Source organism: Streptomyces sp. NPDC036984 (genome assembly GCF_055607665.1).
In genome coordinates this window covers 14780-39037 of record NZ_JBVJRL010000018.1, presented here as the reverse complement: position 1 = coordinate 39037, position 24258 = coordinate 14780, and the positions used below count along the sequence as shown (strand labels likewise).

Genomic DNA, 24258 nt, shown 5'->3' with positions numbered 1-24258 from the left:
CGGGTGCCCGGCTGAACGGCGGCCGCCGTAGGGCCGTACCCCATGACGGACCACGACAAGCTCCGCGGAAGGGAAGCCCCACATGACCAGCGCCTCGCTCCAGCCCGCAGGAAAGCCGGCCCGCCGTACCGTCGTGGCGGCGGCCGGAGCCGCGGGACTCGCCGCCGCGCTGACCGCCTGCGGTTCGGGCGACGACTCGTCGGGTTCCGCCGACACCGGGTCCAAGGCCTCCGGTTCCGGCGGGTCCGCGGCGGACACCGGCGGTTCCGCGCTCGCCAGGACCGCGGACATCCCCGAGGGCGGCGGCAAGATCTTCAAGGACCAGGGGGTCGTGGTCACCCAGCCGAAGGCGGGCACGTTCAAGGCGTTCTCGTCGAAGTGCACCCACCGGGGCTGCGCGGTGGGCAGCGTGGCGGACGGCGTGATCGTCTGCCCGTGTCACCAGAGCCACTTCTCGGTGGAGGACGGCAGCGTGCAGAAGGGGCCCGCGACACAGGGGCTGCCCGCCGCGAAGATCACCGTCTCCGGCGACGAGATCACGCTGGCCTGAGTCGGCTCAGCCGCGCCCGTACGCCCGTTTGAGGCAGCCGAGCACCTCGTCGGTGGTCGCGACCGTGGCGACCAGCGCGAGGGTGTGGCGGATCATCGCGGGCGTGTACTCGGCGGGCACCCCCGCGACGGCGTCGGCCGGGACGACGGCGGTGTAACCGAGGTTGACGGCGTCGAACACCGCGTTGGGTATGGCCACGTTGGCCGAGACGCCGGTGACGACGAGTGTGCGGCAGCCGAGGTTGCGCAGCAGGGCGTCGACGCCGGTGCCGTGGAGGGGGGACAGCCCGTGCAGCCGTCGTACGACGAAGTCCTCCTCGGTGACCTCGATCGGGGGCGCGACCCGGACCGCCGCGCTGCCGGTCAGCTGCTGTACGGGGAGCCGTTCGGCGGCCCGGAACAGCCGGGCGTTGCGGCCGGCGCCCCGGCCGTCGGGCCGGCGCTCGGCGATCGCGTGGATCACCTGTACGCCGGTCTCGTGGGCGGCGGCGACCAGCCGGGCCACGTTGCGCAGGGCGCCGGAGGAACGCGCCTCGCGGGCCAGCTCGGGCAGGGCGCTGTCCGGGCCGACGACGCCCTGCTGGCACTCCACGGTCAGCAGGACGGTGCTCACGGGGTCGAGGAGTTCGCCGAGGTGCTCGTACGACGGCATGGCACATCCTTTCACCGAGGTCCGGGGCGGTGAGAGTAGCCACATCCGGGTGCGAGCGGAAGCGGGGCCATTCCCTTTTCTGACGTGATGTCAGAGGATCACCGCAGCAGAGGAGTTCCTCTGGCACGACGTGGGAGAAGAGGGGGCCGCATGACCGTCACCGAGCAGCGCCGGGGCCGCAGGATCATGATGACGCCCGGCGAGCTGGACGAGTTCCTCACGAGCCAGCGCACCTGCCGGGTCGCGACCGTGTCGGCCGACGGCACACCGCATGTCAGCGCGTTGTGGTTCGCCTGGGACGGCACCTCGCTGTGGCTGTACTCGGTGGTGCGCAGCCGCCGTTGGGCGCAACTGCGCCGCGATCCGCGGGTGGCCGTCGTGGTCGACTCGGGCGAGGAGTACGACGAGTTGCGCGGGGTCGAGCTGTCCGGCCGGGTGGAGTTCGTGGGCGAGGTGCCGCGCAGGGGTGAGCTGTGCGCCGAACTCGACTCCGCCGAGACGCTGTTCGCCCGCAAGAACTTCGGCCTGGACGAGATGCCGCACGACGGCCGGCACGCCTGGGCCCGGCTGACGCCGGAGAAGATCGTGTCCTGGGACTTCCGGAAGCTGGGGGCCGTGTAGGGCTCACCCCACCGCGCGGGCCGTGGTGCGCAGGGCGTCCACCGCCGCGCGGATCGACGGCCGGCGGTCCGCGTCCGCCCGCCAGACCACGTAGACATGGCGGCGCACGTGCTGCTTGAGCGGCACCAGGACGACGCCGTCGGGCACCGGGTGGCGGCCCAGCAGCGGTGCGATGCACACGCCGAGACCGGCGGCCACGAGCCCGAGCTGGGTGTGGGTCTCGCCCGCACGGTGGCCGACGATCGGCTCGACGCCCTTGGACCGCAGGGTGAAGATCAGCCACTCGTGGCAGAACTCGCCCTCGCCCCAGGTGATCCACTCGTCCTCGGCGAACTCGGTGAGGTCCACCTCGTCCCGGTCGGCGAGCCGGTGTCCGGCGGGCATGGCGACATCGGCCGGGTCGTCCAGCAGGGGCGCCTTGACGAGCCCGTCGGGCACGGGCATCGGCTTGTTGTACCAGTCCAGGACCACCGCGAGGTCGAGATCGCCGCGGACCACCCCGGCGACGCCCTGTTCCGGTTCCAGTTCGCTGGAGCGCACGCGCAGCCCCGGATGCTCGGTGCGCAGGGCGCCGAGCGCGGCGGGGAACAGGCCGCGGGCGGCGGTCGGGAACGCGGACAGCCGGAGTTCGCCGACGACCTGGCCGCGGTGTGCCTCCAGGTCGGACTCGGCCAGCTCGACCTGCGACAGGATGCGCGCCGCGTGCTCCGACAGCAGCCGGCCCGCGTCGGTGAGCCGTACACCCCGGCCGTTCTTGGCGAGGAGCTGCTGGCCGATCTCCCGCTCCAGCTTGCCCAGCTGCTGCGAGACCGCGGAGGTGGTGACGTGCAGGGCGTCGGCGGCGGCGCTGACCGAGCCGTGCCGGGCCAGGGCGTCCAGGGTGCGCAGGCGCTCAAGGTTCAACATGTAAGTGATTCTAAGAGGTACCAGGTGAGAAATCTCGATTGTCCTACGAGGTTGCCTGCAGCATCGTTGAGGTCATGAGCACCGTCACCTCATCCCGCACGCAGTCCCCCGCCCCCGCCCGCCCTCGCGCCCGCGCCCGCCTCGACTGGCGGCTCCGCTTCGGCGCCCTGTCCCTGATCTGGGGCTTCAGCTTCCTGTTGATCAAGGTGGGGACGGAAGGCTACGCGCCCTTCCAGGTCACCCTCGGGCGGCTGATGTTCGGTACGGCGGTGCTGGTGGCGGCGATGGCCGTGAAGCGGGAGCGGCTGCCGCGCGGGGCCCGGCTGTGGGGGCACATGGCGGTGGCCGCGTTCCTGTTGAACGCCCTGCCCTTCTCCCTGTTCGCCTACTCCGAGCTGACGATCCCGTCCACGCTGGCCGGCATCTGCAACGCGACATCACCGCTGTGGGGCATGGCCCTGTCCCTGGTCGCGCTGTCGGAGGACCGGCCCACCCGGGTCCGGGTCGCCGGCCTCGGCCTGGGGTTCCTGGGCGTGCTGACCGTGCTGGGCGCCTGGCAGGGCTTCCACGGACTGGACGCCACGGGCACGGCGATGGCGCTGCTGGCCTCGCTGAGCTACCCGGTGGGGTGGATCTACGTCCGGCGGACGCTGGCCGGCACCGGCAATTCCCACCTGGCCATGACGGGAGGCCAACTGCTGCTCGCGACGGCGCAGCTGGCCGTGGTGACCCCTCTGTTCACCAGCGTTCCCGAGCGTGTCGCGTTCGTTCCGCTGCTGGCCGTCGCCGCGCTGGGCGCGCTGGGCACCGGGCTCGCGGTGCTCATCCAGTACGGCCTGGTCGCCGAGGTCGGGCCCACCACCGCCCAGATGGTCACGTACTTCATTCCCGTCATCGCCACGGCCGCGGGAGTGGCGATCCTCGGGGAGTCGCTGCGGTGGACCACCCCGGTGGGCGCGGTGATCGTTCTCGCGGGGGCCGCGCTCACTCAACTGCGACCGAAGAACGCCTGAGCCGGGTGGCCGTTCACGCGGCTCGCCGCGCCCCCAGTCCGTAGACGCGCGTCGGAGACGCCTATCCGTAGACGCGCGCCGGAGAAGGCCGTACCGCCGCCGCCACCGCGTCCGCCACCGGGGCGATGTCCGCTTCCGCGAGCGCCGAGACCGTGAGGCGGATGCCCTGCCGGGAGGCGAGGCGGAAGCGGGCGCCCGGAGCCACCGCCCACCCGCTTTGCAGCAGGCGGGCCACCGTGCCGGTCTCGTCCGGGACCGGCACCCAGATATTCATGCCGCTGCGGCCGTGGGCGGTGACCCCGCGCTCCGCCAGCGCGTCGACCAGGGCGTTCCGGCGCACGCCGTAGGCCCGGGCCACCGCCACCCGGTCCACCGCGCCGTTCACCCAGAGGTGCACCGCGGCCCGCTGGAGGAGCAGGCTCACCCAGCCGGGGCCCAGGCGCTGGCGGCCCTGGACCCGGTCGACCGTGACGGGGTCCCCGGCGAGGACGGCGAGGCGCAGATCGGGGCCGTACGCCTTGGCGGCCGAGCGGAGGAAGGCCCAGTGGCGGGTGACGCCCGCGAGAGGGTGCAGCGGCAGGTCGACGATGCCGTGGCCGTGGTCGTCCTCGATGAGCAGGGTCTGCGGGTGGTCCCGCAGCACCGCGCGCAGGGCACGCGCGCGCGTGGCGGTCAGCGAGGCGCCGGTCGGGTTCTGCGCGCGGTCGGTGACGATCAGGGCGCGGGCTCCGGCTTCCAGGGCGCGGCGCAGCTCGTCGGGGCGTGGGCCGTCGTCGTCCACGCCGACCGGGGCCGTGTGCAGGCCCAGGGCGGGGACGAGGTCGAGGACGCTCCCCCAGCCCGGGTCCTCGACGGCGACCGTGTCGCCCGGTTTGAGGTGCGCGGTCAGAATGCGTTCGATCGCGTCGAGGGAGCCGGAGGTGACGGTCAGCGGGCCTGCGGGGACACCGTCGGCGTCGAGTTCGGCGCGGGCGATGCGGGCGAGGTCCGCGTCGACGGGGTCGTCGCCGTAGCGGACGGGCCGGCCGTCGCCCCGCTCGGCCGCCGCGGCGAGGGCCGGGGCCAGGCGGGGCAACAGGGCAGGGTCGGGATTGCCCGAGGCGAGGTCCCGGCCTCCCGGGGGCACCTCCACGCCCAGTTGCTCACGCCTCGTGGTGGCCGGATTGGGGCGGATACGGCTGCCCCGGCGACCGGCCGTCTCGATCACCCCGCGTTCGCGCAGGGTGCGATACGCGGCCGCGACCGTGTTCGGGTTCACCCCCAGCTGGGCCGCCAGCTCCCGCATGGGGGGCAGGTGTTGACCCGGTTCCAGCTCTCCGGCACCTACCGCGCGCTCGATGCCGGCCGCGATCTCGGCTGCGCCGCGCCCGGTGATCCGATATTCTCCTAGCACAAAGAACATTATGCACTAGTACAAAGCGGTCCGCCAGTCGCAGGGGACCGCGGAGGGGACCGCCATGCCGGGCACCACCGAGGGCGCGCAGACCACCGCCTACACACCGACCGACCGCACCGTGCCCACGCGCTCCGCGGACCGGGCGTCGTACGACAAGGAGCTCGTGCACGCGATATTGGACGAGGGGTACGTCTGCCACCTGGGCTTCGTCCGCGACGGCGCCCCGGTGGTGCTGCCGACGCTCTACGGCCGGGTCGGCGAGCGGCTGTACGTGCACGGGTCCACCGGCTCGCGCCCGCTGCGGATGACCGGCCAGGCCAGCCCGGGTCTGCCGGTGTGCCTGACGGTCACCCATGTCGACGGGCTGGTACTGGCCCGCTCCGCCTTCCACCATTCGATCAACTACCGCTCGGTCGTGGTGCACGGCGTCGCGCACGAGGTCACCGACCCCGAGGAGCGGCGGCTGGCCCTGGACGCGCTGGTCGACCACGTCGTACCGGGCCGGGCCGCCGACTCCCGGCCCGCGAACAAGAAGGAGCTGGCCGCCACCGCGGTCATCCGCCTGGACCTGGAGGAGGTCTCGGCCAAGGTCCGCACCGGCGGCGCCAACGACGAGCCGGAGGACCTGTCCCTGCCGCACTGGGCCGGGGTCGTCCCGCTCCGCAAGGGCTACGACACGCCGGTCCGCAACGCCGACCTCGCACCCGGCATCGAACTTCCGGACTACCTGGCGGCGAGGTAGGGCGGGCCGGTCACACCGGCACCGGCTCCCGCCGGGCCCCGCGGGCCTCGCTCACCGCAAGGCCCGCGACCGCGCCGAGCAGCAGCAAAGTGCCGGCCACGGTGGTCGCGGTGAGCCGCTCGCCGAGCAGGCCGACGGCGAGCACGGCCGCGGTCACCGGCTCCAGCAGCATGATCACGGACACGACCGCGGACCGGACGACGGCCGCTCCCGCGAAGTAGAGCGCGTACGCGAGGGCCGTGGGCACGGCGGCGATGTACAGCAGTAGCCAGAGCAGCCGCGCCGGGTGGGCGGTGTGCGGGAGCAGACCCTCGTGCACCGCGAACGGCAGCAGGCACAGGCTCGTCACGGCGAAGGCACCGACCGTGGTGTCGGAGGCGTCGGCGCCGCCGTCCCTGCCCCACCAGCGGGTGAGCAGGGTCATGGCGCCGTAGCCCGCCGCCGACGCCAGCGCAAGGAGCACACCCGCCGGCCGGACGGTCGCGGCCGAACCGCCGAAGGTGAGGACGGCCAGTCCGGCGAGCGCACCGGCGACCGCGAGGACACCGCCCGCGCCGAGCCGCTCGCCGAGCAGCAGCCGGGCGCCGAGCGCGATGAGGACAGGGCCCGCGCCGAGCGTGACGACCGTGGCCACGGCCAGCCCGGTCGACTCCACGGCCGCGAAGTACGCGGTCTGGAACACGGCGAGGCCCAGACCGGTGGCCACGGCCCGGCCGGCCCTGCGGCGCAGGGGCTCGGCCGCGGCAGGACGGACATGCGGGCGCAGCCCGCGGCCGGCCAGCAGCAGCAGGAGGCCCAGCGCGCAGCGCCAGAAGGACAGAGCGAGGGCGCCCGTGTCGCTGGTCCGGTAGACCAGCGAGGCGGCGGCGCCGGCGGTGCCCCAGGCGGCACCGGTGATGATCAGGTAGAGCAGGCCACGCCCGACGGGCAGGCCAGAGGCAGCGTTCGACAAGGGATCTTCTCCGCAGAAACGCACACGACGGTGCGGAAGTTCGGGAGCGCCCCGCCTCGGCGGGGCGCGCGGACTTCATCTGCGGGCAGCACGGTCCGGCCCGGCGCGTGCGCGCGGGGCGTGTGTCCCGGAGGCCCGCCTCAGGCGGCCGGGGGCGGAAGGACGCGTGTCGACGGCATGACCGGCACCTTAGGCGGCGGAGCCGCGGGCGGACAACTCCCTTTCGGCGCCGCCCGAGGCGACCGGCTCCGGGGAGGGTGCGGCGGGGGCGGAGGACTGGGCGATGAAGGCGCCGACCAGGACGACCGCGCCACCGGCGACCTGCGGCGCGGACAGGTGCTCGCCGAGCAGCACCCAGGCCAGCACGGTGGCGATGACCGCCTCCAGGCAGGCGACGACACCGGCGACCTGCGGCGACAGCCGGCGCACGGACAGCACGCCGGTGACGTACGCGAGCACCGTGGCGACCAGCACGATCCAGGCCAGCAGCGCGACCGCCGGTACGGCCGTGCCGTTCAGCCGCGCGGTGCCGGCCAGCACCGACCAGTCCATGCTCCAGGGGCGGGCCACGGCCGTGAGCACAGCGGCGCCGGTGAGCAGCCCGTAGGCGATCACACCGAGCGGGTCCGGCGCCGCGTCGCCCGCGTCGCTGCCCTGGTCGGACAGGACGAAGTAGCCGACCTGGCAGCAGGCGGCGCCGAGGGCGAGGAGCAGGCCCAGTGCGTCGAAGCTCAACCCCGACCAGACCTCCACCACGCAGGCGAGGCCGCCCGCCGCGAGGACCACGCCGAGCGCGGCGGCGCGGGTCACGGGCCGCCGCTGCACGAACCGCACCCAGCCCAGCACGAGAGCCGGGGCCAGGTACTCGATGAGCAGGGCCACGCCCACCGGGATCCGGGAGAGCGCGGCGAAGTAGCAGGCCTGGACACCGGCGACGGCGAGCAGGCCGAACCCGGCGAGCAGTGCGGGCCGGCGGCGCGGCAGGGCGCGGTGCCGGACCGCGAGAGGCAGCATGACCAGGGCGGCGCCCGCCACTCGCAGCCACACCACGTGCAGCGGGTCGAGTCCCGCCTCGATCAGCGGCTTGGCGGCCACACCGGACCCGCCGAAAGCCAGCGCCGAGGCGAGCGCGAGGCCGAGCCCGGCCCCCTTGCCGGGGCTGTCCTGACTGCTCACAGACGTATGCACCGGCACATGATGACAGGCGACGACATGAGCGTCACCCCTGTTGACACCTGTCTCAGGTGGTGGACGGCGGACGCCTCAGCGGGCCGCCCCGCGGTCGTAATCTCTCTCGGGTGGTGAAGGGCGGGCGCATCAGCAGGCCGCCCCGCGGCCGTCCACCTGTCTCAGGTGATGGAGGGCGGGCGCATCAGCGGGCCGCCCCGCCGTCGTCGGCGTGCTCCCCGGCCGCGGCCTCGATCCGGGCGGACAGCTCGCCGGCCGGGATGCCGGCGCGTCCGAGGACCTCGACGGCCCGCGAGCTGGGGTCCGCGGCGAGCGCCGCCAGCAGATCGGTGCCGGCGACGCGAGGCGTCCCCCGACGCCGGGCACGCGCACGGGCGGCCGTGAGCGCGGCGGACGCGGCGGGCGACCAGCCCCCGGCATCCCTCGCAGCGCCCCCGGCATCATCCCTGGCCTCGCCCCCGGCATCCCTGGCCCCGCCGTCCCGGCCGGCGGCAGCGGTGACGGACCGGCCCGCGGCCTGCCCGGCCCGCGCGTCCGGTCCGGCGGGCGCGGGTACGACGGCGATCGCGCCGGAGTCCTCCACGCTGCTCTGCCAGCGCAGTCCGTAGCCGATGCTGCGCTGCACGAGGTAACCGAGGAGCCGGGCGAGCTGCGGCGGTCCCCCTACGGCGGCACGCGCCTCGGGGTCGTGTTCCAGCAGGGCGTGGAGCAGATGGGCGGTGTCGGTCTGCCGGTCCCCGTCCCGGACGGCCCGGCGGCGGGCAGCGGCGACCACCACCGCCAGCTCGGCACCGAGCCCGGCAGCGCCGTCCCTGTGCGGAACCGCTGCGTCGGGGGCGGCCCGGTGGGTTGTACGGGGTTGCACATCCTCTACCTCATCAGCCCCAACGGGAGAGGACATCCACGAGGGGAACCATCTTCGCGTCCCACGAGGAGTGGACATCACCGGCCCGGATCTCATCCTTGCGGAGGAGATCTGGCCGAATCGGCCCCGAGGGGCACGCGCCGCCTTGCTCTGCGCTCCCAACCCAACTGTGCCGCCCCGCCCCTCGTTCCCCACCGATATGGAGAGCGTGCGGGCGGGCCGGCTTGTGCGCTGCCGGCGGTGGACGGCAGACGTTACGTGTACCGGGTCTGCGCACCGCAGGACGCGCTGCTCACCGACCGGAACATTTCTGACGGTTCATCAGTATTGAATGTTCGCGCCCCTGCGGCTACGTTCCGCGACACCGTAGCCCGATACGCCCGAGCCGAAGGGGTGGCCGCATGGCCGAAGTCAGCGCGGAGGCACGCATCCAGGCGCCGGCCGAGAGGGTGTGGGCGCAGCTCACCGACTGGCCGTCGTACGGAGAGTGGAACGCGACCCACACCAACTTCCCCCGGGGCGGCCCGGAAACCCTGGCGGTGGGCGGAACCTTCCAGGAGAACATGAAGCTGATGGGCTTTCCGGCGGAGGTCGACTGGACCGTCGAGGAGTTGGAGCCGGCCCGGCTCCTCGCCATCCGCGGCAAGGGGCCGATGGCGGTGACCGTCGCCACCCGCTACACGCTCATCCCCGACGGGGACGCCACGACGGTCCGCATCGACGGCGAGTTCACCGGCGCCGCGGTGTCACTGATGGCGGGCAAGCTCAAGGACTCGGCGACCGCGGCCCTGAACGAATCGCTGCGCAAGCTGGGCGGCCTGGTGACCTGAACCCGGGCACGTGAACCCGGGCACGCGAAGGCGCCCCGTGCGGATACCGCGCGGGGCGCCCGGGATGCCGTACGGGCGACGGAACCCACCTACACGCCTCGGTGCTCATCGGCACCTCAGTCGTCGTCGGCGTTCAGCGCTCGTCGCACTCGGCGCTCGTCGCTCGTCGCGCTCAGTCCTCGTCGGCGAGGATCAGGTACAGCTTCTTGCGGGCGTCGTTGATGACGGCCAGCGCCTTCTCGCGCTGCTCCTTGCTGCCGGTCTTCCAGACCTGCCCGAAGGCCTCCATCAGGCCGAAGCCGGCCTGGCGGATCTCGCTTAGGGCCTCCCAGTCGACTCCGCGCGAGGCCTCCTCCCAGGGCGCCTCCGCCCCTTCCTCGGCGGCGGCGCGCCCGCTCTCGGTGAGGGCGAACAGCTTCTTGCCGCCCTCGCTCTCGCTGGCGATCAGACCCTCGTCCTCCAGTAGCTGGAGGGTCGGGTAGACCGAGCCGGGGCTGGGCTTCCAGGCGCCGCCACTGCGTTCGGCGATCTCCTGGATCATCTCGTAGCCGTGCATGGGCCGTTCCTTGAGCAGGGCCAGGATCGAGGCGCGTACGTCACCTCGCCGCGCCCTCCCTCGCGGACCGCCCCTCCCTCGCGGCCCCCAGCCACCGGGGCCGAAGCCCGGTCCGCCGGGACCGAACCCCGGGCCACCCGGACCACCCGGGCCGAAGGGCCCGAAGGCCGCCCGCCGGGCCTCGAAGCCGCCCATGCCCCGGCGTCCGGGGCCCTCGTGCCGATGTCCACGCTCGAATCCGTGGGTACGCATCGTGATCACTCCATTCCATCGCTGATCTGTCACGTATGCATCGCGTATCGTTCGCGATGCCTCAACGATATATCGGAAGAATGGGTCTGACAACCCCCTTCCGACCTGCGCGGAGGGACGCCACCAGGCACCGGGGGCACGGAACTCAGTCCGGCACTCGTGAATTGGCCTTGTCCCGCGGGCCGGCGTAACCACTAGCGTCGGTGCCATGCGCATTCGAATCGTGGACGCCTTCACCGACCGCCCCTTCGCCGGCAACCCGGCCGGAGTCCTGCTCCTGGACGACGTCTTCCCGGACGACGACTGGCTCCAGAACGTCGCGATGGAGGTCAATCACGCTGAGACGGCGTTCGCGCACCGGCTGCCCGCGGGCGGCGCGGCGGACTGGGCACTGCGCTGGTTCACGCCGGTCACCGAGGTCGCGATGTGCGGACACGCCACCCTCGCCACGGCCCACGTCCTGCACACCACCGGCGCCCACGAGGGCCCGGTGCGGTTCGCCACCCGCAGTGGCGTGCTCATCGCCACACCCGGCACCGACGGCTCGATCACCCTGGACTTCCCGACCGCGCCGCTCACCCCGGTCGAGATCCCCGCCGGGGTCGCCGAGGCCCTCGGGACGGAGCCGGTGGCCGCCTTCGACACCGGGGAGAACGTCGGCGACCTGCTGCTGGAGCTGGCCGACGAGAAGACGGTGCTCGGTCTCTCCCCCGACCTGAGGGCCCTCGGCGCCTACTCCTCACGGGGCGTCATCGCGACCGCCCGCGCCGACGACCCGTCACGCGGCCACGACTTCGTCTCCCGGTGCTTCTTCCCGAACGTCGGCATCGACGAGGACCCGGTGACCGGCAGCGCCCACACCGCGCTCGCCCCGCACTGGGCCGCCCGGCTCAGCCGCGACGAGCTCACCGGGCTCCAGGCATCCCGCCGCACCGGGCTCGTCCGCACCGCCCTGCGCGGCGAGCGCACCCTGCTCACCGGCCGCGCGATCACGGTCATCGAGGGCGAACTGCGCGCCTGACGGCGTTCTCAGGCCGTCGGCAGCCAGCCCACCTTGCCCGCGAGGAGGGCGTAGCCGACGAACGCGCCGATGTCGAGCAGTGAGTGCGCGACGACCAAGGGCCCGACCCGGCCCCAGCGGCGGTACAGCCAGACGAACACCACGCCCATGACCATGTTGCCGAGGAAGCCGCCGATGCCCTGGTAGAGGTGGTACGAGCCGCGCAGGACCGCGCTGGCCACCAGCGCGGTCCCCGGGGTCCAGCCCAACCGGCCCAGCCTGCGCAGCAGATAGCCGACGACGATCACCTCTTCGAGGATCGCGTTCTGCAGGGCGGACAGGACCAGCACCGGGTACTTCCACCACACCTCCGGCAGCGCCTCGGGTACGACGGTCAGGTTGAAGCCGAGGCCGCGGGCGGCCAGGTAGAAGGCGATGCCGGTGCTGCCGATCACGGCCGCGACGCCGGCGCCCCGGGCCAGGTCCGGCCAGGGGCGGGTGCGGTCGAAGCCGAGGGCGCGCAGGCTCGTGCCCTCGCGCAGCAGCAGGTGGGCCACGAGGGCCACGGGAACCAGCGCGCTGGCGATGCCGAAGAGCTGCCAGGCCAGGTCCAGCCAGGGGCGGCCCGGTGCGGCCGAGGCGTTGAGGGTGGCCGCCTGGTCCTTGAGGCCGCCCGGCTTGGTGACCGAGCCGATGAAACTGATCAGCGCGGACACCCCGCTCGCGCCGAGCGAGAGACCGAGCACGAGCAGCGTCTCGTCCCGCAGGATCCGCCGCGGATCGCGCTCCCGCGCCGCGGAATCGGCCACCGAGTCAGCCTCCACCTGCACCCCTGCCTCCAGCCGGCTCACGGGCCCCTGGCCCACCTTCGCCTGGCAAGGATCGCAGAAGCAGCTGTCAGCCCCGCGAACAGGTCTCCGCCCCGCGCCGCCTCCCCTTCACCCGGGCCCCGCCGCCCGGCGACTCTGACCCGCGACAGCACGACCGGTGGCCCGACACGACCGGTGGCCCGACCTCGGATCCCGCACTGCCCCGACGCCCGCCCGACCTCAGACCCCGCACAGACCGACCGGTGGCCCGACCTCGGATCCCGCACTGCCCCGACCAGCGGCCCGGCACGCCGGTCTCCTCGCACCGGCCGCCGTCACCCCAACGGCACCGCCTCCGGCAACCCCACCGGCCACATGTGCACCGGCTCCCCCACATGCATGAGCTCGGCGTACCGTCGGGTCGTCGCGGCCAGTGCCGCTTCGCGGGACAGGCCCCGCTCCAGCGCCCGGTGGAAGGTGGCCGCCTGCCAGGAAGCGCCGTTGACCCGGCGGCGGCAGCGCTCCTCGATGACGCCCAGGTACAGATCCCGGTCGGCAGCCTCCACGCCCCACGCGTCCAGTCCGGCCGAGGCGAGCGGCAGCAGCTCGTCGCGGACCAGCGTGACCGCGTCGACCTCGCCCGTGCCGCCGTACCGTCCCCGCCGGGGCCACACGAAGCGCGCGTCGATGCCGTACCGGCACGCCGCGTCGAAGTTCGCCTCGGCCGCGGCGAACGGAAGCCGCGTCCACACCGGCCGGGAGTCCTCGGCGAGGGCGCGGACGAGGCCGTAGTAGAAGGCCGCGTTGGCGATCACATCGGTGATGGTCGGCCCGGCCGGCAGCACCCGGTTCTCCACCCTGAGGTGCGGGACGCCGTCCGCGATGCCGTACACCGGCCGGTTCCAGCGGTAGATCGTGCCGTTGTGCAGCACGAGTTCGGCGAGTTTCGGCACCCCGCCGGCCGCGATGGCCTCCAGCGGCTCCTCGTCGTCGCAGAGCGGCAGCAGGGCCGGGAAATAGCGCAGGTTCTCCTCGAACAGGTCGTACGCGGAGGAGATCCACCGTTCGCCGAACCAGGTGCGCGGCCGTACGCCCTGGGCCTGGAGCTCCGGCGGCCTGGTGTCGGTGGACTGGAGGAACAACGGGGGCCGGGACTCGCGCCACAGCTCGTGCCCGAAGAGGAACGGCGAGTTGGCACCGACGGCGATCTGCGCGGCGGACGCCGCCTGGGCCGCGTTCCACACGTCGGCGAACCGCGCCGGGGTGACCTGGAGGTGCAGCTGTACGGAGGTACAGGCGGCCTCCGGCACGATGGACTTGGAGGTGCACACCAGGTGCTCGACGCCCTCGATGTCGAGCCGGAAGTCCTCTCCGCGCGCGGCGACGATCTGGTCGTTGAGGAGGGTGTAGCGGTCGACCTCGGAGAGGTTGGAGGAGACCAGGTCGTCCCGGTCGAGGGTGGGCAGGATGCCGATCATCACAATGCCGGCGTCCACCTCCCCGGCCTTGCGGTCGGCGTAGGCGAGCGACGTGCGCAGTTCCTCGGCGAGCCGGTCGAATACCCGGCCCCCCAATCGGTGTGGGGCTATGTTCACTTCCAGGTTGAACATGGCGAGTTCTGTTTGGAAATCACGACTCGCGATGCGCTCCAGTACCTGCCCGTTCAACATTTTCGGCATACCGTCCGGCCCCGCGAGATTCAGCTCGATCTCGACACCCATGAGGGCCTTGGGGCGATCGAATCGCTTCTCGCTCAGCAACCGCTCCAGCCCCGTCAGACACTTTTGGAGCTTTTCGCGGTAGCGCTGGCGATCGGACAGGTCGAACTGCCCTGCCACGACCTTCTCCCCCATCGAAGTGTCCCTCCTCGGATGGGCGGGCCGACGATCCGGCGCGCCGGGCTCCCGGGTCAGGGGGGATGATGCCCAGCCGAAGCGATCGATAACGTCCCGCACGGGCCCGCCGCCCGCTACTCTGTCGGTATGTTCCCGGCGGCACATTCACGAGGCATGCCGCAACTCGCACCTTCGGGTGCCCCGAACGCCTCGTGAAAAACGCCGACGACATTCGGCCGACCGCTACCGGCGCGTATTACGAGGTCAGCCCCGAGGGCCCGGTCCGGAAATCGGGATGAGTTTCGCAAATCCGTGACCCAATACGGCCTTACCGCGGCAACCGGAATCGGATAGACGAATCACCGGCCGAACACGCGTCGTATAAACTCCGTCCACAAGGCGGAAGGTTGGCGCCCTCGGTCCTGGTTCCTGCCGTGTTCCTGCCGCCCCGGTTGACGGGCGGCAAACCGAGCCGCACCCTCGTTCACACCCGACCCGGGCCCCACCTCTCCGGCCTTCCGTGAGCAGACAGCGCTGTCCGCCCCACCCTCCCTCGCGCCGCCGCGCCTGTCGAACGAGAGGCGAGCCACATGCCCCTGCACGTATCCCCTGCCCCCGCGCCTGCCCTGCGCTCCGTCCTCACCGCCCTTGGTTCCCCGACCGCGGTCCGTGAGGCCCGCACCCCCTCCCTGCGCGCCGCGCAGGGTCCCGCGACACCGGAGCTCCCGCTCCCGGTCCATGTGCTCGACCGGATCACCGCGCAAGGCCTGTCCGCGACGAAGCTGGCCGGCTGGCGCTTTCTGATCCGGTGCGGCGACCGGGCGGTGGCCGCGGCCGAGACCATGCTCACCCCTGACGGCTGGGCCTTCTCGCACTTCTTCGAGGGCCCGTACGTCGCCTCGACCGAGCGCGCCCTTCAGCAGGCCGAGGCGCTGCCACAGCCGTACCAGGCGCGGCTGCTCTCCGTGCCCGGCCTGTACATGCTCACCCTGTGGCTGCACGGGGACTGCACCGGTGATGGCGGCGAGGGCCATCCGGCGGCCACCGATCTGCTCGTCCCGCTGGCCCCGGCACCGCCCGGCATCCCGGCGCACCGTCCGTTCCGGGTCGCCGAGTTGCTTCCGGTGCTCACCCATCGGGCGACTCCCCTCCCACTGCTCGGCTCGCCTGCCTGATCCGACGCCCGCGTACCCCGCCACCTGCAAAGGAAGCGGGGTACGCCCGGACTAGTCCTATCCGGCCAGTGCGAACCACCCGAAATGACAGTGCAGTTGGGCTGAACCGCCCGGGCGGGTGACGCGTCATGAACCTGTGAGAAGCGGTGCTGTGAAATCCCTGCGGAACCACGCGGAGAGGACAACACTGGACTCAGACCGACTCTTCATCACGGGGGACGGACATGATCACGACAGAGCGAGAGATCCCATCCATGTGCCAGCACCAGCCGCCGTGCCCGACAGCCGAATCCGCCGACCGGGAGTCCGCCCGCCTCGTGGCGCACCACCCGGAGCAGGGCTGGAGCCTGCTGTGCAACGGCGTCCTGCTCTTCGAGGACACCGGTGAGCTGCTGCCCGATGGCCGCATCATCGCCCCGCACCGCCCGCTCGGGACGGACCAGGTGATGACCGCCGCCTGACCACGGCACAGTGACCCTGAGGGGCCGGCCGCACGCACCCGGTGCGTACCGGCCCCGACGTGTGCCTGGAGGCAGCCCCCGCCCTCGAAACTTTCGGAGCCACCTCGCCGAGAACCCCGACGGTGGCAAGCGGCACCAAGGCGCGCGGAAACGTCAAGGTGTCGTGCCCGGGTCGGCGGGCGCGTAGTCGAACCAGTCGAAGGACGCACGGCCCTCGGTGACGTACACGCCGATGACCCGGCCGGTGAATCCGGTGGCCACCTGAGTGGACAGATAGCGGCCGTCGAGTTCGGCGAGCCGGACGGTTCCTTCGCCGGTCTCGACGGAGAAGGCGAGGGTGTCGGGACCGTCCTGCGGCCCTGGCTGCCGGGTCGACCGGATCTCCACGGCCAGGGTGACCGGGCCGGCCGGCAGGGGGTGTGCGGCGACGCGCTGCCGCAGCGGGCCGATCCGGGCGATCACGGCCGCCGTTCCCCCGCTCACCTCCAGGTCGTAGTGGTGCGCCTCGTCCAGGCGGACGGACAGCCCGGCTCGCGCGGCGCCGGGCTCCAGCAGCGTGGCGGCCCGGCAGTCGTGGTGCTGCTGGCGGCGGCCGACGAAGGTGTGTCCGGGCCGGTCGAGGCTGTCGCCGGTGGCGGTCAGGGTGAGCCGGCCGGGCCGTTCGGTCAGCGACCAGCACGCCTCGGGCCTGCGGTGCGGGGATATCCAGTGGGGTGCGAGCTGTGGACCGGTGAAGTCGTCCCGTACCGGCGGCTGTTCGACGGGGGCCCAGGCGGCCGGCGCCGGGTGCCGCTCCCGCACCGGGCCGACCCTGGGCCAGCCGTCGGCCCACTCCACCGGGACCAGGAAGGTCTCCCGGCCGAGGACGTGGAACTCCGGGAACCAGCCGCGCGGCCGGGTGCCGAGCAGCACCATCCACCACGTGCCGTCGGCCGCCTCGACCAGGTCGCCGTGGCCGGTGCACTGGACGGGCAGGCCGGTGCCGCGGTGGGACAGCAGCGGATTGCCGGAGGCCGGTTCCCAGGGGCCGCGCGGTGAGCGGGCCCGGGCGGCCGAGACACCGTGGCCCAGGGCGGTGCCGCCCTCGGCGAGCAGCAGGTACCACCAGTCGCCGATCCGGTACAGGTGCGGGGCCTCGGGATCCCTGAGGCCGGTGCCGGACCACATGGGCAGCGGACCCTCCAGGACCCGGCCGGTGCGCGGGTCGATCCGGGCGACGCTGACCCCGGCCATCGCGCACCAGCACGAGCCGTCCTCGTCCCATGCCAGGTCGGGGTCGATGCCGGGCAGGTCGATCCACACCGGATCGGACCAGGGGCCCTCGGGGCGGTCGGCGGTGACGAGGAAGGTGCCGCCGGCGCCCGCACAGGTGGTGATGACGTGGAAGCGGCCCTCGTGGTGACGGATCGTCGGGGCGTAGATGCCGCCGGAGGCCGGGACGTCGTCGGGCAGCGCCAGCCGGCCCGGCCGGTCGAGGACGTTGCCGATCTGGCGCCAGTGCACCAGGTCCCGGCTGTGGAACAGCGGAACACCGGGGAAGTACGCGAAGCTGGAGCACACCAGGTAGTAGTCGTCGCCGACCCGGCACACGCTCGGGTCGGGGTGGAAGCCGGGGATGACGGGGTTGCCGTAGGTCCGCATGCTCGCCTCCCGGAGGCGCTCGAAAGTTTCGACTTGGATTCCGAATCTTAACGGTTGAAGCCGACCGGCCCCATGGGGTGCCGTCGTCCGGCTGGTCGGATCGCCGGTGCGGGGGTGGGATGGAAGGAAGCGAGGTCCTTGGCAGGCGGGCACGTCCGCGGGTGTCACCCCGCCGGTGCCCGTGCGGAACGGTGGAGCCATGTCCGGTTACGACGCCTCGGCGGTCGCGCGAGTGGTGGTCGGTGTGAGCGGTTCCCTGGGCAGCGTCACGGCCCTGCGGCGGGCCACCGCGCTGGCCCGTCGGCTGGGGGCCGAGCTGTGGCCGGTGCTGGCCTGGGAACCACCGGGCGGTGACCCGGCCGCACGGCGCTCCCCCGCCGCCGGCCTGCCGGTCGAGGAGTGGCGGCGGCTGGCCAGGCAGCGGCTGGCCGCGGTGCTCGACGAGATCTTCGGCGCGGAGGGTCCCGGGGTGCCGATGCACGCCCTCGTCGTCCGCGGTACCCCGGGCCGGGCACTGGTGGCGGCCGCCGACCGGGAGAACGACGTCCTGGTCGTGGGCGCGGGCCGGCGCGGTCTCCAGCGGGCCTTCTCGGGCCGGGTCTCGCGGCACTGCCTGGCCCACGCGGTCTGCCCCGTCCTGGCGGTACCCCCGTCCCCGCTGGAGTCCGAACTGCTGTCCGTCCACCGGCGCAACACCTGGCATCTGCGCATCGACACCAAGGGACTGTGAGCGGCGGGCCTGCTCTGGCACCGGCTCGACGAGGGCACCCGCCGTTCCGAGGCGGCCGGCACCCTGTTGTGCGGCACGACAGCCCTGCACCACCTGGGCCGCCGACCGGACTACGACACAGCCCTCCGCGTGTTCCGGGCCTCCGGCCTGGAGTGAGCGAGACGCCCCGACCCTGTCCCTTCCTCGTGCGTCTCGCCCGGCACCGGGCCACTCTTAACGCAGGCTTGACGCCAGCGCCGCCCTGATCCATGGGCCCAGGCATCACGCTCTGCTTACGCTGGTGTCGCCGTCCGCGTGATGGCCGAAAACAGCTGAGCCGCACGTCAGGAGCACGCCGATGGCCACGATCGAGCGCCCTCCCAGTACCAGCCGCATACGCGCCTGGATGCTGGAGGGCCTGTCCGACATGGGCAAAGGTCATGGTCACCCCGGGCCGCACGCCGAGCCGGAGCCCCCGCACCTGGGACAGCGCTGGTGGCGGGTGATGTGCCTGACCGGTGTCGACTACTTCTCCACCCTCGGCTACCAGCCGGGCATCGCGGCCCTCGCGGCCGGCCTGCTCTCGCCCGTGGCGACCATTGTGCTCGTCGTCGTGACGCTGGCCGGCGCGCTGCCGGTCTACCGCCGGGTGGCCGAGGAAAGCCCGCGCGGCGAGGGCTCGATCGCGATGCTGGAGCGGCTGCTCTCGTTCTGGCAGGGCAAGCTTTTCGTACTCACGCTGCTGGGTTTCGCGGCGACCGACTTCCTGATTACCATCACCCTCTCCGCCGCCGACGCCTCCACCCACCTGGTGGAGAACCCGCATCTGACGGAAGCCCTGGCGGGCAGGCAGATGCTGATCACGCTGTTCCTCGTGGCGCTGCTCGGCGCGGTCTTCCTCAAGGGCTTCCTGGAGGCGATCGGGGTCGCGGTCGCCCTGGTGGGCGTGTACCTCGCGCTCAATGTCGTCGTCGTGATCGTCGGCCTGTGGCACGTCATCACCGCCGGGCATGTGATCACCGACTGGAGCAGCGCCCTGACCGCGGAACACGGGAACGTGTTCGTGATGATCGGCGTCGCGCTGATCGTCTTCCCGAAGCTCGCCCTGGGCCTGTCCGGCTTCGAGACCGGTGTCGCCGTCATGCCGCATGTGCAGGGCGACCCGGGCGACACCGAGGAGCGGCCCGCCGGCCGGATCCGGGACACCAAGAAGCTCCTGACCACCGCCGCGCTGATCATGAGCTGCTTCCTGATCACCACCAGCTTCATCACCACGCTGCTGATCCCGGAGCAGGAGTTCAAGCCGGGCGGCGACGCCAACGGCCGCGCGCTCGCCTACCTCGCGCACGAGTACCTCGGCAACGTCTTCGGCACGGTGTACGACGTCTCGACCATCGCGATCCTGTGGTTCGCGGGCGCCTCCGCGATGGCCGGTCTGCTCAACCTCATGCCGCGCTACCTGCCCCGCTACGGCATGGCTCCGCACTGGGCGCGGGCGGTACGCCCGATGGTCCTCGTCTTCACCCTGGTCGCGTTCCTGGTGACCTGGATCTTCGACGCCAACGTCGACAAGCAGGGCGGCGCCTACGCCACCGGTGTGCTGGTGCTGATCAGCTCGGCCGCGATCGCGGTGACCATCGCCGCGCACAAGGCGGGACAGCGCGGCTGGACCGTGGCGTTCGCGGTGATCTCGGCGGTGTTCCTCTACACGACCGTCGTGAACGTCATCGAGCGCCCGGACGGTGTGAAGATCGGTGCCTGCTTCATCGCGGGCATCATGCTGGTCTCGCTGCTGTCCCGGCTGGCCCGCGCCTTCGAGCTGCGTGTGACCAGTGTGTCGCTCGACCCCATGGCGGAACGATTCGTCCGGGACATGGCCAGCCGCAAGATACGGTTCATCGCCAACGAGCCGGACCGGCGCGACAAGGCCGAGTACCGCGACAAGACAGAGCAGATCCGCGCCGACAACGACATGCCCGAGCAGGAGGACTTCGTCTTCGTCGAGGTCACGGTCACCGATCCGTCCGAGTTCGAGGCGAGTCTGACCGCGCGCGGCGAGGTGCTGCACGGCCGTTACCGGGTGCTGACCGTGGAGTCCGCCTCCATCCCCAACGCCCTCGCCGCACTGCTGCTGCACGTCCGTGACCTCACCGGCTGCACCCCGCACATCTACTTCGAGTGGACCGAGGGCAACCCGTTCGCCAACTTCCTGCGCTTCTTCCTCTTCGGCCAGGGCGAGGTCGCCCCGGTCACCCGTGAGGTGCTGCGCGAGGCGGAACCGGACCCGGACCGCCGGCCACGGGTGCACACCGGCTGAGCGCGACACGGCAGGGCATCAGGCACCTCGCTCCCCGGTTCGGACGCTCCGACGGGAGTCGCGGCCCACTCCGCAGAGCTGTCACGAACGGGGGCTCTCACGCCGTAGAGCCATATCGCGTTGTACCCAACGCCCAACCCCAGGTCCGTGGTTCCGGAGGATGGCCCTATCGTGACCGGCATGCAGTCCTACACGATCGGCCAGGCCGCGCGGCTGCTCGGCGTCAGCCCGGACACCGCCCGCCGCTGGGCCGACGCCGGCCGGGTGGCCACCCACCGCGACGAATCCGGGCGGCGGCTCATCGACGGCCGGGACCTCGCCGCGTTCTCGGTGGAACTGGCCAAGGGAGGCGGCGGCGAGGAGGACGCCTCCCACACCTCCGTCCGCAACGCCTTCCCCGGCATCGTCACCGCGATCAAGCTCGGCGATGTCGCCGCCCAGGTGGAGATCCAGGCCGGCCCGCACCGGCTGGTCTCCCTGCTGACCCGGGAAGCCGTGGAGGAACTGGGCCTGGAGGTCGGCATGGAGGCCACCGCGCGCGTGAAGTCCACCAACGTGCACATCGACCGCGTCTGACCCGGCGCGCCCACCGGCACAGCAGCGCCGCCCACGAGTCGCGCCGCGTACGCGGCACCCGGGGGTGCACGGTGCCGCCACGTAGGCGCAGCGCCCTGCGCGTACGTACGCAGGAGCCGTCACAGGCCGCCTCGCCCAGCCTCGCACCGGGACCCCGCCCCTACCGCCGTCCCGGGCACCGCCGTACCCGGAACCGCCACCGCGAGGCTCCGGCGCGAGTGGGCCGTACAAACGCACATGCAAGCTACAAGCCGCGAGTTCGCAGCTCATGCGATGTGACAGGAGACTTCTTCCTGGCAGATGCGGCAGTATCATCGCCGCACGACCGATGACCGGTCGTACAGGGCGCGACGCTTGTTCCACAGAACTCGAGGAGTAGATCCGTCATGACCCGTTCCGTGCGCCGAATCCGCCGGATGGTGCAGCTGGCCGGTGCGGGAGCCGCCGCCCTGATGGCACTGAGCGCCTGCTCCTCCGCGTCCGACTCGAAGGACTCCTCCGGTACGCCGGACGCGTCCGCGTCCCCGAAGCTCTCTGGCACGGTCACCGTGTTCGCCGCCGCCTCCCTGAAGGAGAGCTTCACGCTCCTGGGCAGGGAATTCGAGAAGCGGCACCCGGGCACCAAGGTCGGCTTCAACTTCGGCGGCAGCGACTCGCTCGCCGCGAGCATCACCAGCGGCGCCCCGGCGGACGTCTTCGCCGCCGCGAGCCCCAAGACCATGGCGATCGTGACGGACGGGCAGGACGCGGTCGGCACCCCGGCCACCTTCGTCCGCAACCAGCTGGAGATCGCCACCGTGCCGGGCAACCCGCACAAGGTGGCCTCCCTGAAGGACCTCACCAAGTCCGGTCTGAAGGTGGTCCTGTGCGACAAGACGGTGCCCTGCGGCACCGCCGCCCAGAAGGCTCTGGACGCCGCCGACCTCAAGCTCACCCCGGTCTCCTACGAGCAGGACGTCAAGGGCGCCCTGAACAAGGTGGCGCTGAAGGAGGCCGACGCGGCCGTGGTCTACAAGACCGATGTGCGGGCCGCGGGCGACAAGGTGGAGGGCGTGGAGTTCCCGGAGTCGGCCGAGGCCGTCAACGACTACCCGATCGCGCTGCTGAAGAACGGGGAGAACGCCGAGGCCGCCAAGGCGTTCATCGCCCTCGTGCGGTCCGCCGAGGGCCAGAAGGTGCTGAGCGAGGCCGGGTTCCTCAAGCCATGACCTCGCTCCACAAGCCCGGCGCCGCGACCGGCCCCCGCACGGGCGGGTCGCAGCGCCGTCGCGGCGGCACGGGGGGCCGACGCCTGGTGCCGTTGCCGCTGCTGCTGCCGGGCGTGCTGGCCCTGGCGTTCCTGCTGCTGCCGCTGCTCGCGCTGCTGCTCCGCACGCCCTGGCGCAGCCTGCCGGACCAGTTGACCAGCGCCGAGGTCTGGCAGGCGCTCCAGCTCTCCCTGGTCAGCGCCACCGCGGCGACCGCCGTCAGCCTCGTGCTCGGGGTTCCGCTGGCCTGGCTGCTGGCCCGTACGGACTTCCCCGGCCGGGGCCTCGTACGAGCCCTGGTGACCCTGCCGCTCGTGCTGCCGCCGGTGGTCGGCGGTGTGGCGCTGCTGCTCGCGCTCGGCCGCAACGGCGTCGTCGGCAAGTGGCTCGACGCGTGGTTCGGGATCACCCTGCCGTTCACCACCACCGGGGTGGTGATCGCGGAGGCGTTCGTCGCGATGCCGTTCCTGGTCATCAGCGTCGAGGGCACCCTGCGCGCCGCCGACCCGCGCTACGAGGAGGCGGCGACCACGCTCGGCGCGTCCCGCTTCACCGCCTTCCGGCGGGTCACGCTGCCGCTGATCGCGCCCGGCATCGCGGCCGGCGCGGTGCTGGCCTGGGCCCGGGCACTCGGCGAGTTCGGCGCGACGATCACCTTCGCGGGCAACTTCCCCGACCGCACCCAGACCATGCCCCTCGCGGTGTACCTCGCGCTCCAGAACGACCCCGATGCCGCCATCGCCCTCAGCCTGGTGCTGCTGACCGTGTCGATCGCGGTGCTGGCGGGGCTCAGGGACCGTTGGACGACGGGAGCGTGAGGATGCCGGAAGGAGTGGAGAGGACCCCCGCACCCATGCCGACGGACCGATTCATGACGGACATCGACGCCCACCGGAACGCGGCCTCCGAGGTCGTACGTGATGCGGGCCTCGACGCCCGTCTCGTCGTGGACCGAGGCGCGTTCCGGCTGGACGTGGCCCTGACGGCCGCCCCGGGAGACGTCGTCGCGCTGCTCGGGCCCAACGGCGCCGGCAAGACCACCGCCCTGCGCGCGCTCGCCGGGCTCACCCCGCTCACCGACGGCCACCTGCGCCTGGACGGCACCCCGCTGGAGCGCACTCCCCCGGAGTCCCGGCCGGTCGGCGTGGTCTTCCAGGACTATCTGCTCTTCCCGCACCTGTCCGCCCTGGACAACGTGGCCTTCGGACCGCGCTGCCGGGGAACGGGCAAGGCCGAGGCCCGCGCCCAGGCGGCGGCCTGGCTGGAGCGGATGGGCCTCGCCGGCCACGCGGGCGCCAAGCCGCGCCGCCTGTCGGGCGGCCAGGCCCAGCGCGTGGCCCTCGCCCGCGCCCTCGCCACCCGGCCCCGGCTGCTGCTCCTGGACGAGCCGCTGGCCGCCCTGGACGCCCGGACCCGGCTGGAGATCCGCGCGCAGCTGCGCCGCCATCTGGCCGAGTTCGAGGCGGTCTCCGTGCTGGTCACCCACGACCCGCTGGACGCCATGGTGCTCGCGGACCGGCTGGTGGTCGTGGAACACGGCCGGGTCGTCCAGGAGGGCACGCCCGCCGACATCGCCCGCCACCCGCGCACGGACTACATCGCCCAGCTCGTCGGTCTCAACCTCTACCGGGGGCAGGCCACCGGGCACACCGTACGGCTCGACGCGGGCCCCGCGATCACCACCACGGAGGAGCTGTCGGGGCCGGCCTTCGTGGCGTTCCCGCCGTCCGCCGTGACCCTGTTCCGGGACCGGCCCTCGGGCGCCAGCGCCCGGAACCTGTGGCGCTGCGAGGTCGCCGGCCTGGAGACGCACGGCGACCAGATCCGCGCCGACCTCACCGGCGAGCTGCCGCTCGCGGCGGATCTGACGACGGTCGCCGCCGCCGAGCTGGACCTGCACCCGGGTGCACCAGTCTGGGCGACGGTCAAGGCGGCGCAGACCCACGCATACCCGGCCTGAGCGGAC

The 24258-nt window shown here is 72.6% G+C and carries 24 protein-coding genes; 14 read left to right on the top strand and 10 right to left on the bottom strand.

Annotation, left to right across the window (positions count from 1 at the left end; translation table 11 throughout):
• The first annotated feature begins 82 nt into the window (after window positions 1–82).
• Complete coding sequence (locus ACZ7DL_RS28325; protein ID WP_470778304.1) at window positions 83–550, top strand: Rieske (2Fe-2S) protein; 468 nt, start codon at window positions 83–85, stop codon at window positions 548–550.
• Window positions 551–556: 6 nt separating this feature from the next.
• On the opposite strand, the gene ACZ7DL_RS28320 is transcribed toward ACZ7DL_RS28325, so the two are convergent.
• Window positions 557–1201, bottom strand: coding sequence for a cysteine hydrolase family protein (locus tag ACZ7DL_RS28320; RefSeq protein WP_470778303.1), 645 nt, complete (start codon window positions 1199–1201; stop codon window positions 557–559).
• Between the two features lie 150 nt (window positions 1202–1351).
• Between ACZ7DL_RS28320 and ACZ7DL_RS28315 the strand changes: the two genes are divergently transcribed.
• Complete coding sequence (locus ACZ7DL_RS28315; protein WP_470778301.1) at window positions 1352–1822, top strand: pyridoxamine 5'-phosphate oxidase family protein; 471 nt, start codon at window positions 1352–1354, stop codon at window positions 1820–1822.
• Between the two features lie 3 nt (window positions 1823–1825).
• On the opposite strand, the gene ACZ7DL_RS28310 is transcribed toward ACZ7DL_RS28315, so the two are convergent.
• Window positions 1826–2728, bottom strand: coding sequence for a LysR family transcriptional regulator (locus tag ACZ7DL_RS28310; protein ID WP_470778299.1), 903 nt, complete (start codon window positions 2726–2728; stop codon window positions 1826–1828).
• Between the two features lie 74 nt (window positions 2729–2802).
• On the opposite strand from ACZ7DL_RS28310, the gene ACZ7DL_RS28305 reads away from it, so the two are divergent.
• Window positions 2803–3741, top strand: a complete 939-nt coding sequence (locus tag ACZ7DL_RS28305) for a DMT family transporter (RefSeq protein WP_470778298.1) — start codon at window positions 2803–2805, stop codon at window positions 3739–3741.
• A gap of 61 nt (window positions 3742–3802) precedes the next feature.
• Here the strand turns inward: ACZ7DL_RS28305 and ACZ7DL_RS28300 are convergent, their stop codons facing one another.
• The gene (locus ACZ7DL_RS28300) at window positions 3803–5134 is read right to left on the bottom strand and encodes an aminotransferase class I/II-fold pyridoxal phosphate-dependent enzyme (RefSeq protein WP_470778296.1); all 1332 of its coding nucleotides are present in this window, start codon (window positions 5132–5134) and stop codon (window positions 3803–3805) included.
• A gap of 64 nt (window positions 5135–5198) precedes the next feature.
• Between ACZ7DL_RS28300 and ACZ7DL_RS28295 the strand changes: the two genes are divergently transcribed.
• Window positions 5199–5879 carry a pyridoxamine 5'-phosphate oxidase family protein gene (locus ACZ7DL_RS28295; protein WP_470778294.1) on the top strand — a complete coding sequence of 227 codons (681 nt, stop codon included), beginning with the start codon at window positions 5199–5201 and terminating at the stop codon, window positions 5877–5879.
• A 10-nt stretch (window positions 5880–5889) separates the two neighbouring features.
• On the opposite strand, the gene ACZ7DL_RS28290 is transcribed toward ACZ7DL_RS28295, so the two are convergent.
• The 3 genes from ACZ7DL_RS28290 to ACZ7DL_RS28280 all read right to left on the bottom strand — a co-directional run bounded on the left by ACZ7DL_RS28290 (window position 5890) and on the right by ACZ7DL_RS28280 (window position 8884).
• Complete coding sequence (locus tag ACZ7DL_RS28290) at window positions 5890–6831, bottom strand: DMT family transporter (RefSeq protein WP_470778291.1); 942 nt, start codon at window positions 6829–6831, stop codon at window positions 5890–5892.
• Between the two features lie 189 nt (window positions 6832–7020).
• On the bottom strand, window positions 7021–8025 hold the full coding sequence (locus ACZ7DL_RS28285) for an EamA family transporter (RefSeq protein WP_470778289.1): 1005 nt from the start codon (window positions 8023–8025) through the stop codon (window positions 7021–7023).
• 178 nt (window positions 8026–8203) lie between these two features.
• On the bottom strand, window positions 8204–8884 hold the full coding sequence (locus tag ACZ7DL_RS28280) for a Clp protease N-terminal domain-containing protein (RefSeq protein WP_470778287.1): 681 nt from the start codon (window positions 8882–8884) through the stop codon (window positions 8204–8206).
• 401 nt (window positions 8885–9285) lie between these two features.
• Here ACZ7DL_RS28280 and ACZ7DL_RS28275 point away from each other — a divergent pair, with 401 nt between their 5' ends.
• Window positions 9286–9714, top strand: coding sequence for a type II toxin-antitoxin system Rv0910 family toxin (locus ACZ7DL_RS28275; RefSeq protein ID WP_470778284.1), 429 nt, complete (start codon window positions 9286–9288; stop codon window positions 9712–9714).
• Window positions 9715–9886: 172 nt separating this feature from the next.
• On the opposite strand, the gene ACZ7DL_RS28270 is transcribed toward ACZ7DL_RS28275, so the two are convergent.
• On the bottom strand, window positions 9887–10522 hold the full coding sequence (locus tag ACZ7DL_RS28270) for a PadR family transcriptional regulator (RefSeq protein ID WP_470778281.1): 636 nt from the start codon (window positions 10520–10522) through the stop codon (window positions 9887–9889).
• Window positions 10523–10730: 208 nt separating this feature from the next.
• Between ACZ7DL_RS28270 and ACZ7DL_RS28265 the strand changes: the two genes are divergently transcribed.
• Window positions 10731–11543 (top strand): PhzF family phenazine biosynthesis protein, encoded by an 813-nt coding sequence (locus ACZ7DL_RS28265; protein WP_470778279.1) that lies wholly within the window; start codon window positions 10731–10733, stop codon window positions 11541–11543.
• An 8-nt stretch (window positions 11544–11551) separates the two neighbouring features.
• Here the strand turns inward: ACZ7DL_RS28265 and ACZ7DL_RS28260 are convergent, their stop codons facing one another.
• Both ACZ7DL_RS28260 and ACZ7DL_RS28255 read right to left on the bottom strand, forming a co-directional pair.
• Window positions 11552–12352 carry a CPBP family intramembrane glutamic endopeptidase gene (locus ACZ7DL_RS28260; RefSeq protein WP_470778480.1) on the bottom strand — a complete coding sequence of 267 codons (801 nt, stop codon included), beginning with the start codon at window positions 12350–12352 and terminating at the stop codon, window positions 11552–11554.
• A 314-nt stretch (window positions 12353–12666) separates the two neighbouring features.
• A complete protein-coding gene (locus ACZ7DL_RS28255; protein WP_470778276.1) occupies window positions 12667–14184 on the bottom strand; it encodes a glutamate-cysteine ligase family protein in 1518 nt (505 codons plus the stop codon).
• Between the two features lie 572 nt (window positions 14185–14756).
• Here ACZ7DL_RS28255 and ACZ7DL_RS28250 point away from each other — a divergent pair.
• Both ACZ7DL_RS28250 and ACZ7DL_RS28245 read left to right on the top strand, forming a co-directional pair.
• The gene (locus ACZ7DL_RS28250) at window positions 14757–15341 is read left to right on the top strand and encodes a hypothetical protein (protein WP_470778274.1); all 585 of its coding nucleotides are present in this window, start codon (window positions 14757–14759) and stop codon (window positions 15339–15341) included.
• 254 nt (window positions 15342–15595) lie between these two features.
• On the top strand, window positions 15596–15802 hold the full coding sequence (locus tag ACZ7DL_RS28245) for a DUF5999 family protein (protein ID WP_361665910.1): 207 nt from the start codon (window positions 15596–15598) through the stop codon (window positions 15800–15802).
• 153 nt (window positions 15803–15955) lie between these two features.
• Here ACZ7DL_RS28245 and ACZ7DL_RS28240 read toward each other — a convergent pair whose 3' ends face one another.
• Window positions 15956–17443 (bottom strand): glycoside hydrolase family 43 protein, encoded by a 1488-nt coding sequence (locus tag ACZ7DL_RS28240; RefSeq protein ID WP_470778272.1) that lies wholly within the window; start codon window positions 17441–17443, stop codon window positions 15956–15958.
• 199 nt (window positions 17444–17642) lie between these two features.
• Between ACZ7DL_RS28240 and ACZ7DL_RS28235 the strand changes: the two genes are divergently transcribed.
• The 6 genes from ACZ7DL_RS28235 to ACZ7DL_RS28210 all read left to right on the top strand — a co-directional run bounded on the left by ACZ7DL_RS28235 (window position 17643) and on the right by ACZ7DL_RS28210 (window position 24252).
• Entirely contained in the window at window positions 17643–18173 is a 531-nt protein-coding gene (locus ACZ7DL_RS28235; protein WP_470778271.1) for a universal stress protein, read from the top strand.
• A gap of 337 nt (window positions 18174–18510) precedes the next feature.
• Window positions 18511–20469, top strand: coding sequence for an APC family permease (locus tag ACZ7DL_RS28230; protein ID WP_470778269.1), 1959 nt, complete (start codon window positions 18511–18513; stop codon window positions 20467–20469).
• A 180-nt stretch (window positions 20470–20649) separates the two neighbouring features.
• Window positions 20650–21045 carry a molybdopterin-binding protein gene (locus ACZ7DL_RS28225; protein WP_398791070.1) on the top strand — a complete coding sequence of 132 codons (396 nt, stop codon included), beginning with the start codon at window positions 20650–20652 and terminating at the stop codon, window positions 21043–21045.
• A gap of 386 nt (window positions 21046–21431) precedes the next feature.
• Window positions 21432–22253 carry a molybdate ABC transporter substrate-binding protein gene (gene modA / locus ACZ7DL_RS28220; RefSeq protein WP_470778266.1) on the top strand — a complete coding sequence of 274 codons (822 nt, stop codon included), beginning with the start codon at window positions 21432–21434 and terminating at the stop codon, window positions 22251–22253.
• Window positions 22250–23110 carry a molybdate ABC transporter permease subunit gene (gene modB, locus ACZ7DL_RS28215; protein WP_470778264.1) on the top strand — a complete coding sequence of 287 codons (861 nt, stop codon included), beginning with the start codon at window positions 22250–22252 and terminating at the stop codon, window positions 23108–23110. The genes modA and modB overlap by 4 nt, the downstream gene beginning before the upstream one ends.
• 53 nt (window positions 23111–23163) lie before the next feature.
• Complete coding sequence (locus ACZ7DL_RS28210; protein WP_470778478.1) at window positions 23164–24252, top strand: ABC transporter ATP-binding protein; 1089 nt, start codon at window positions 23164–23166, stop codon at window positions 24250–24252.
• The last annotated feature ends 6 nt before the right edge of the window (window positions 24253–24258 follow it).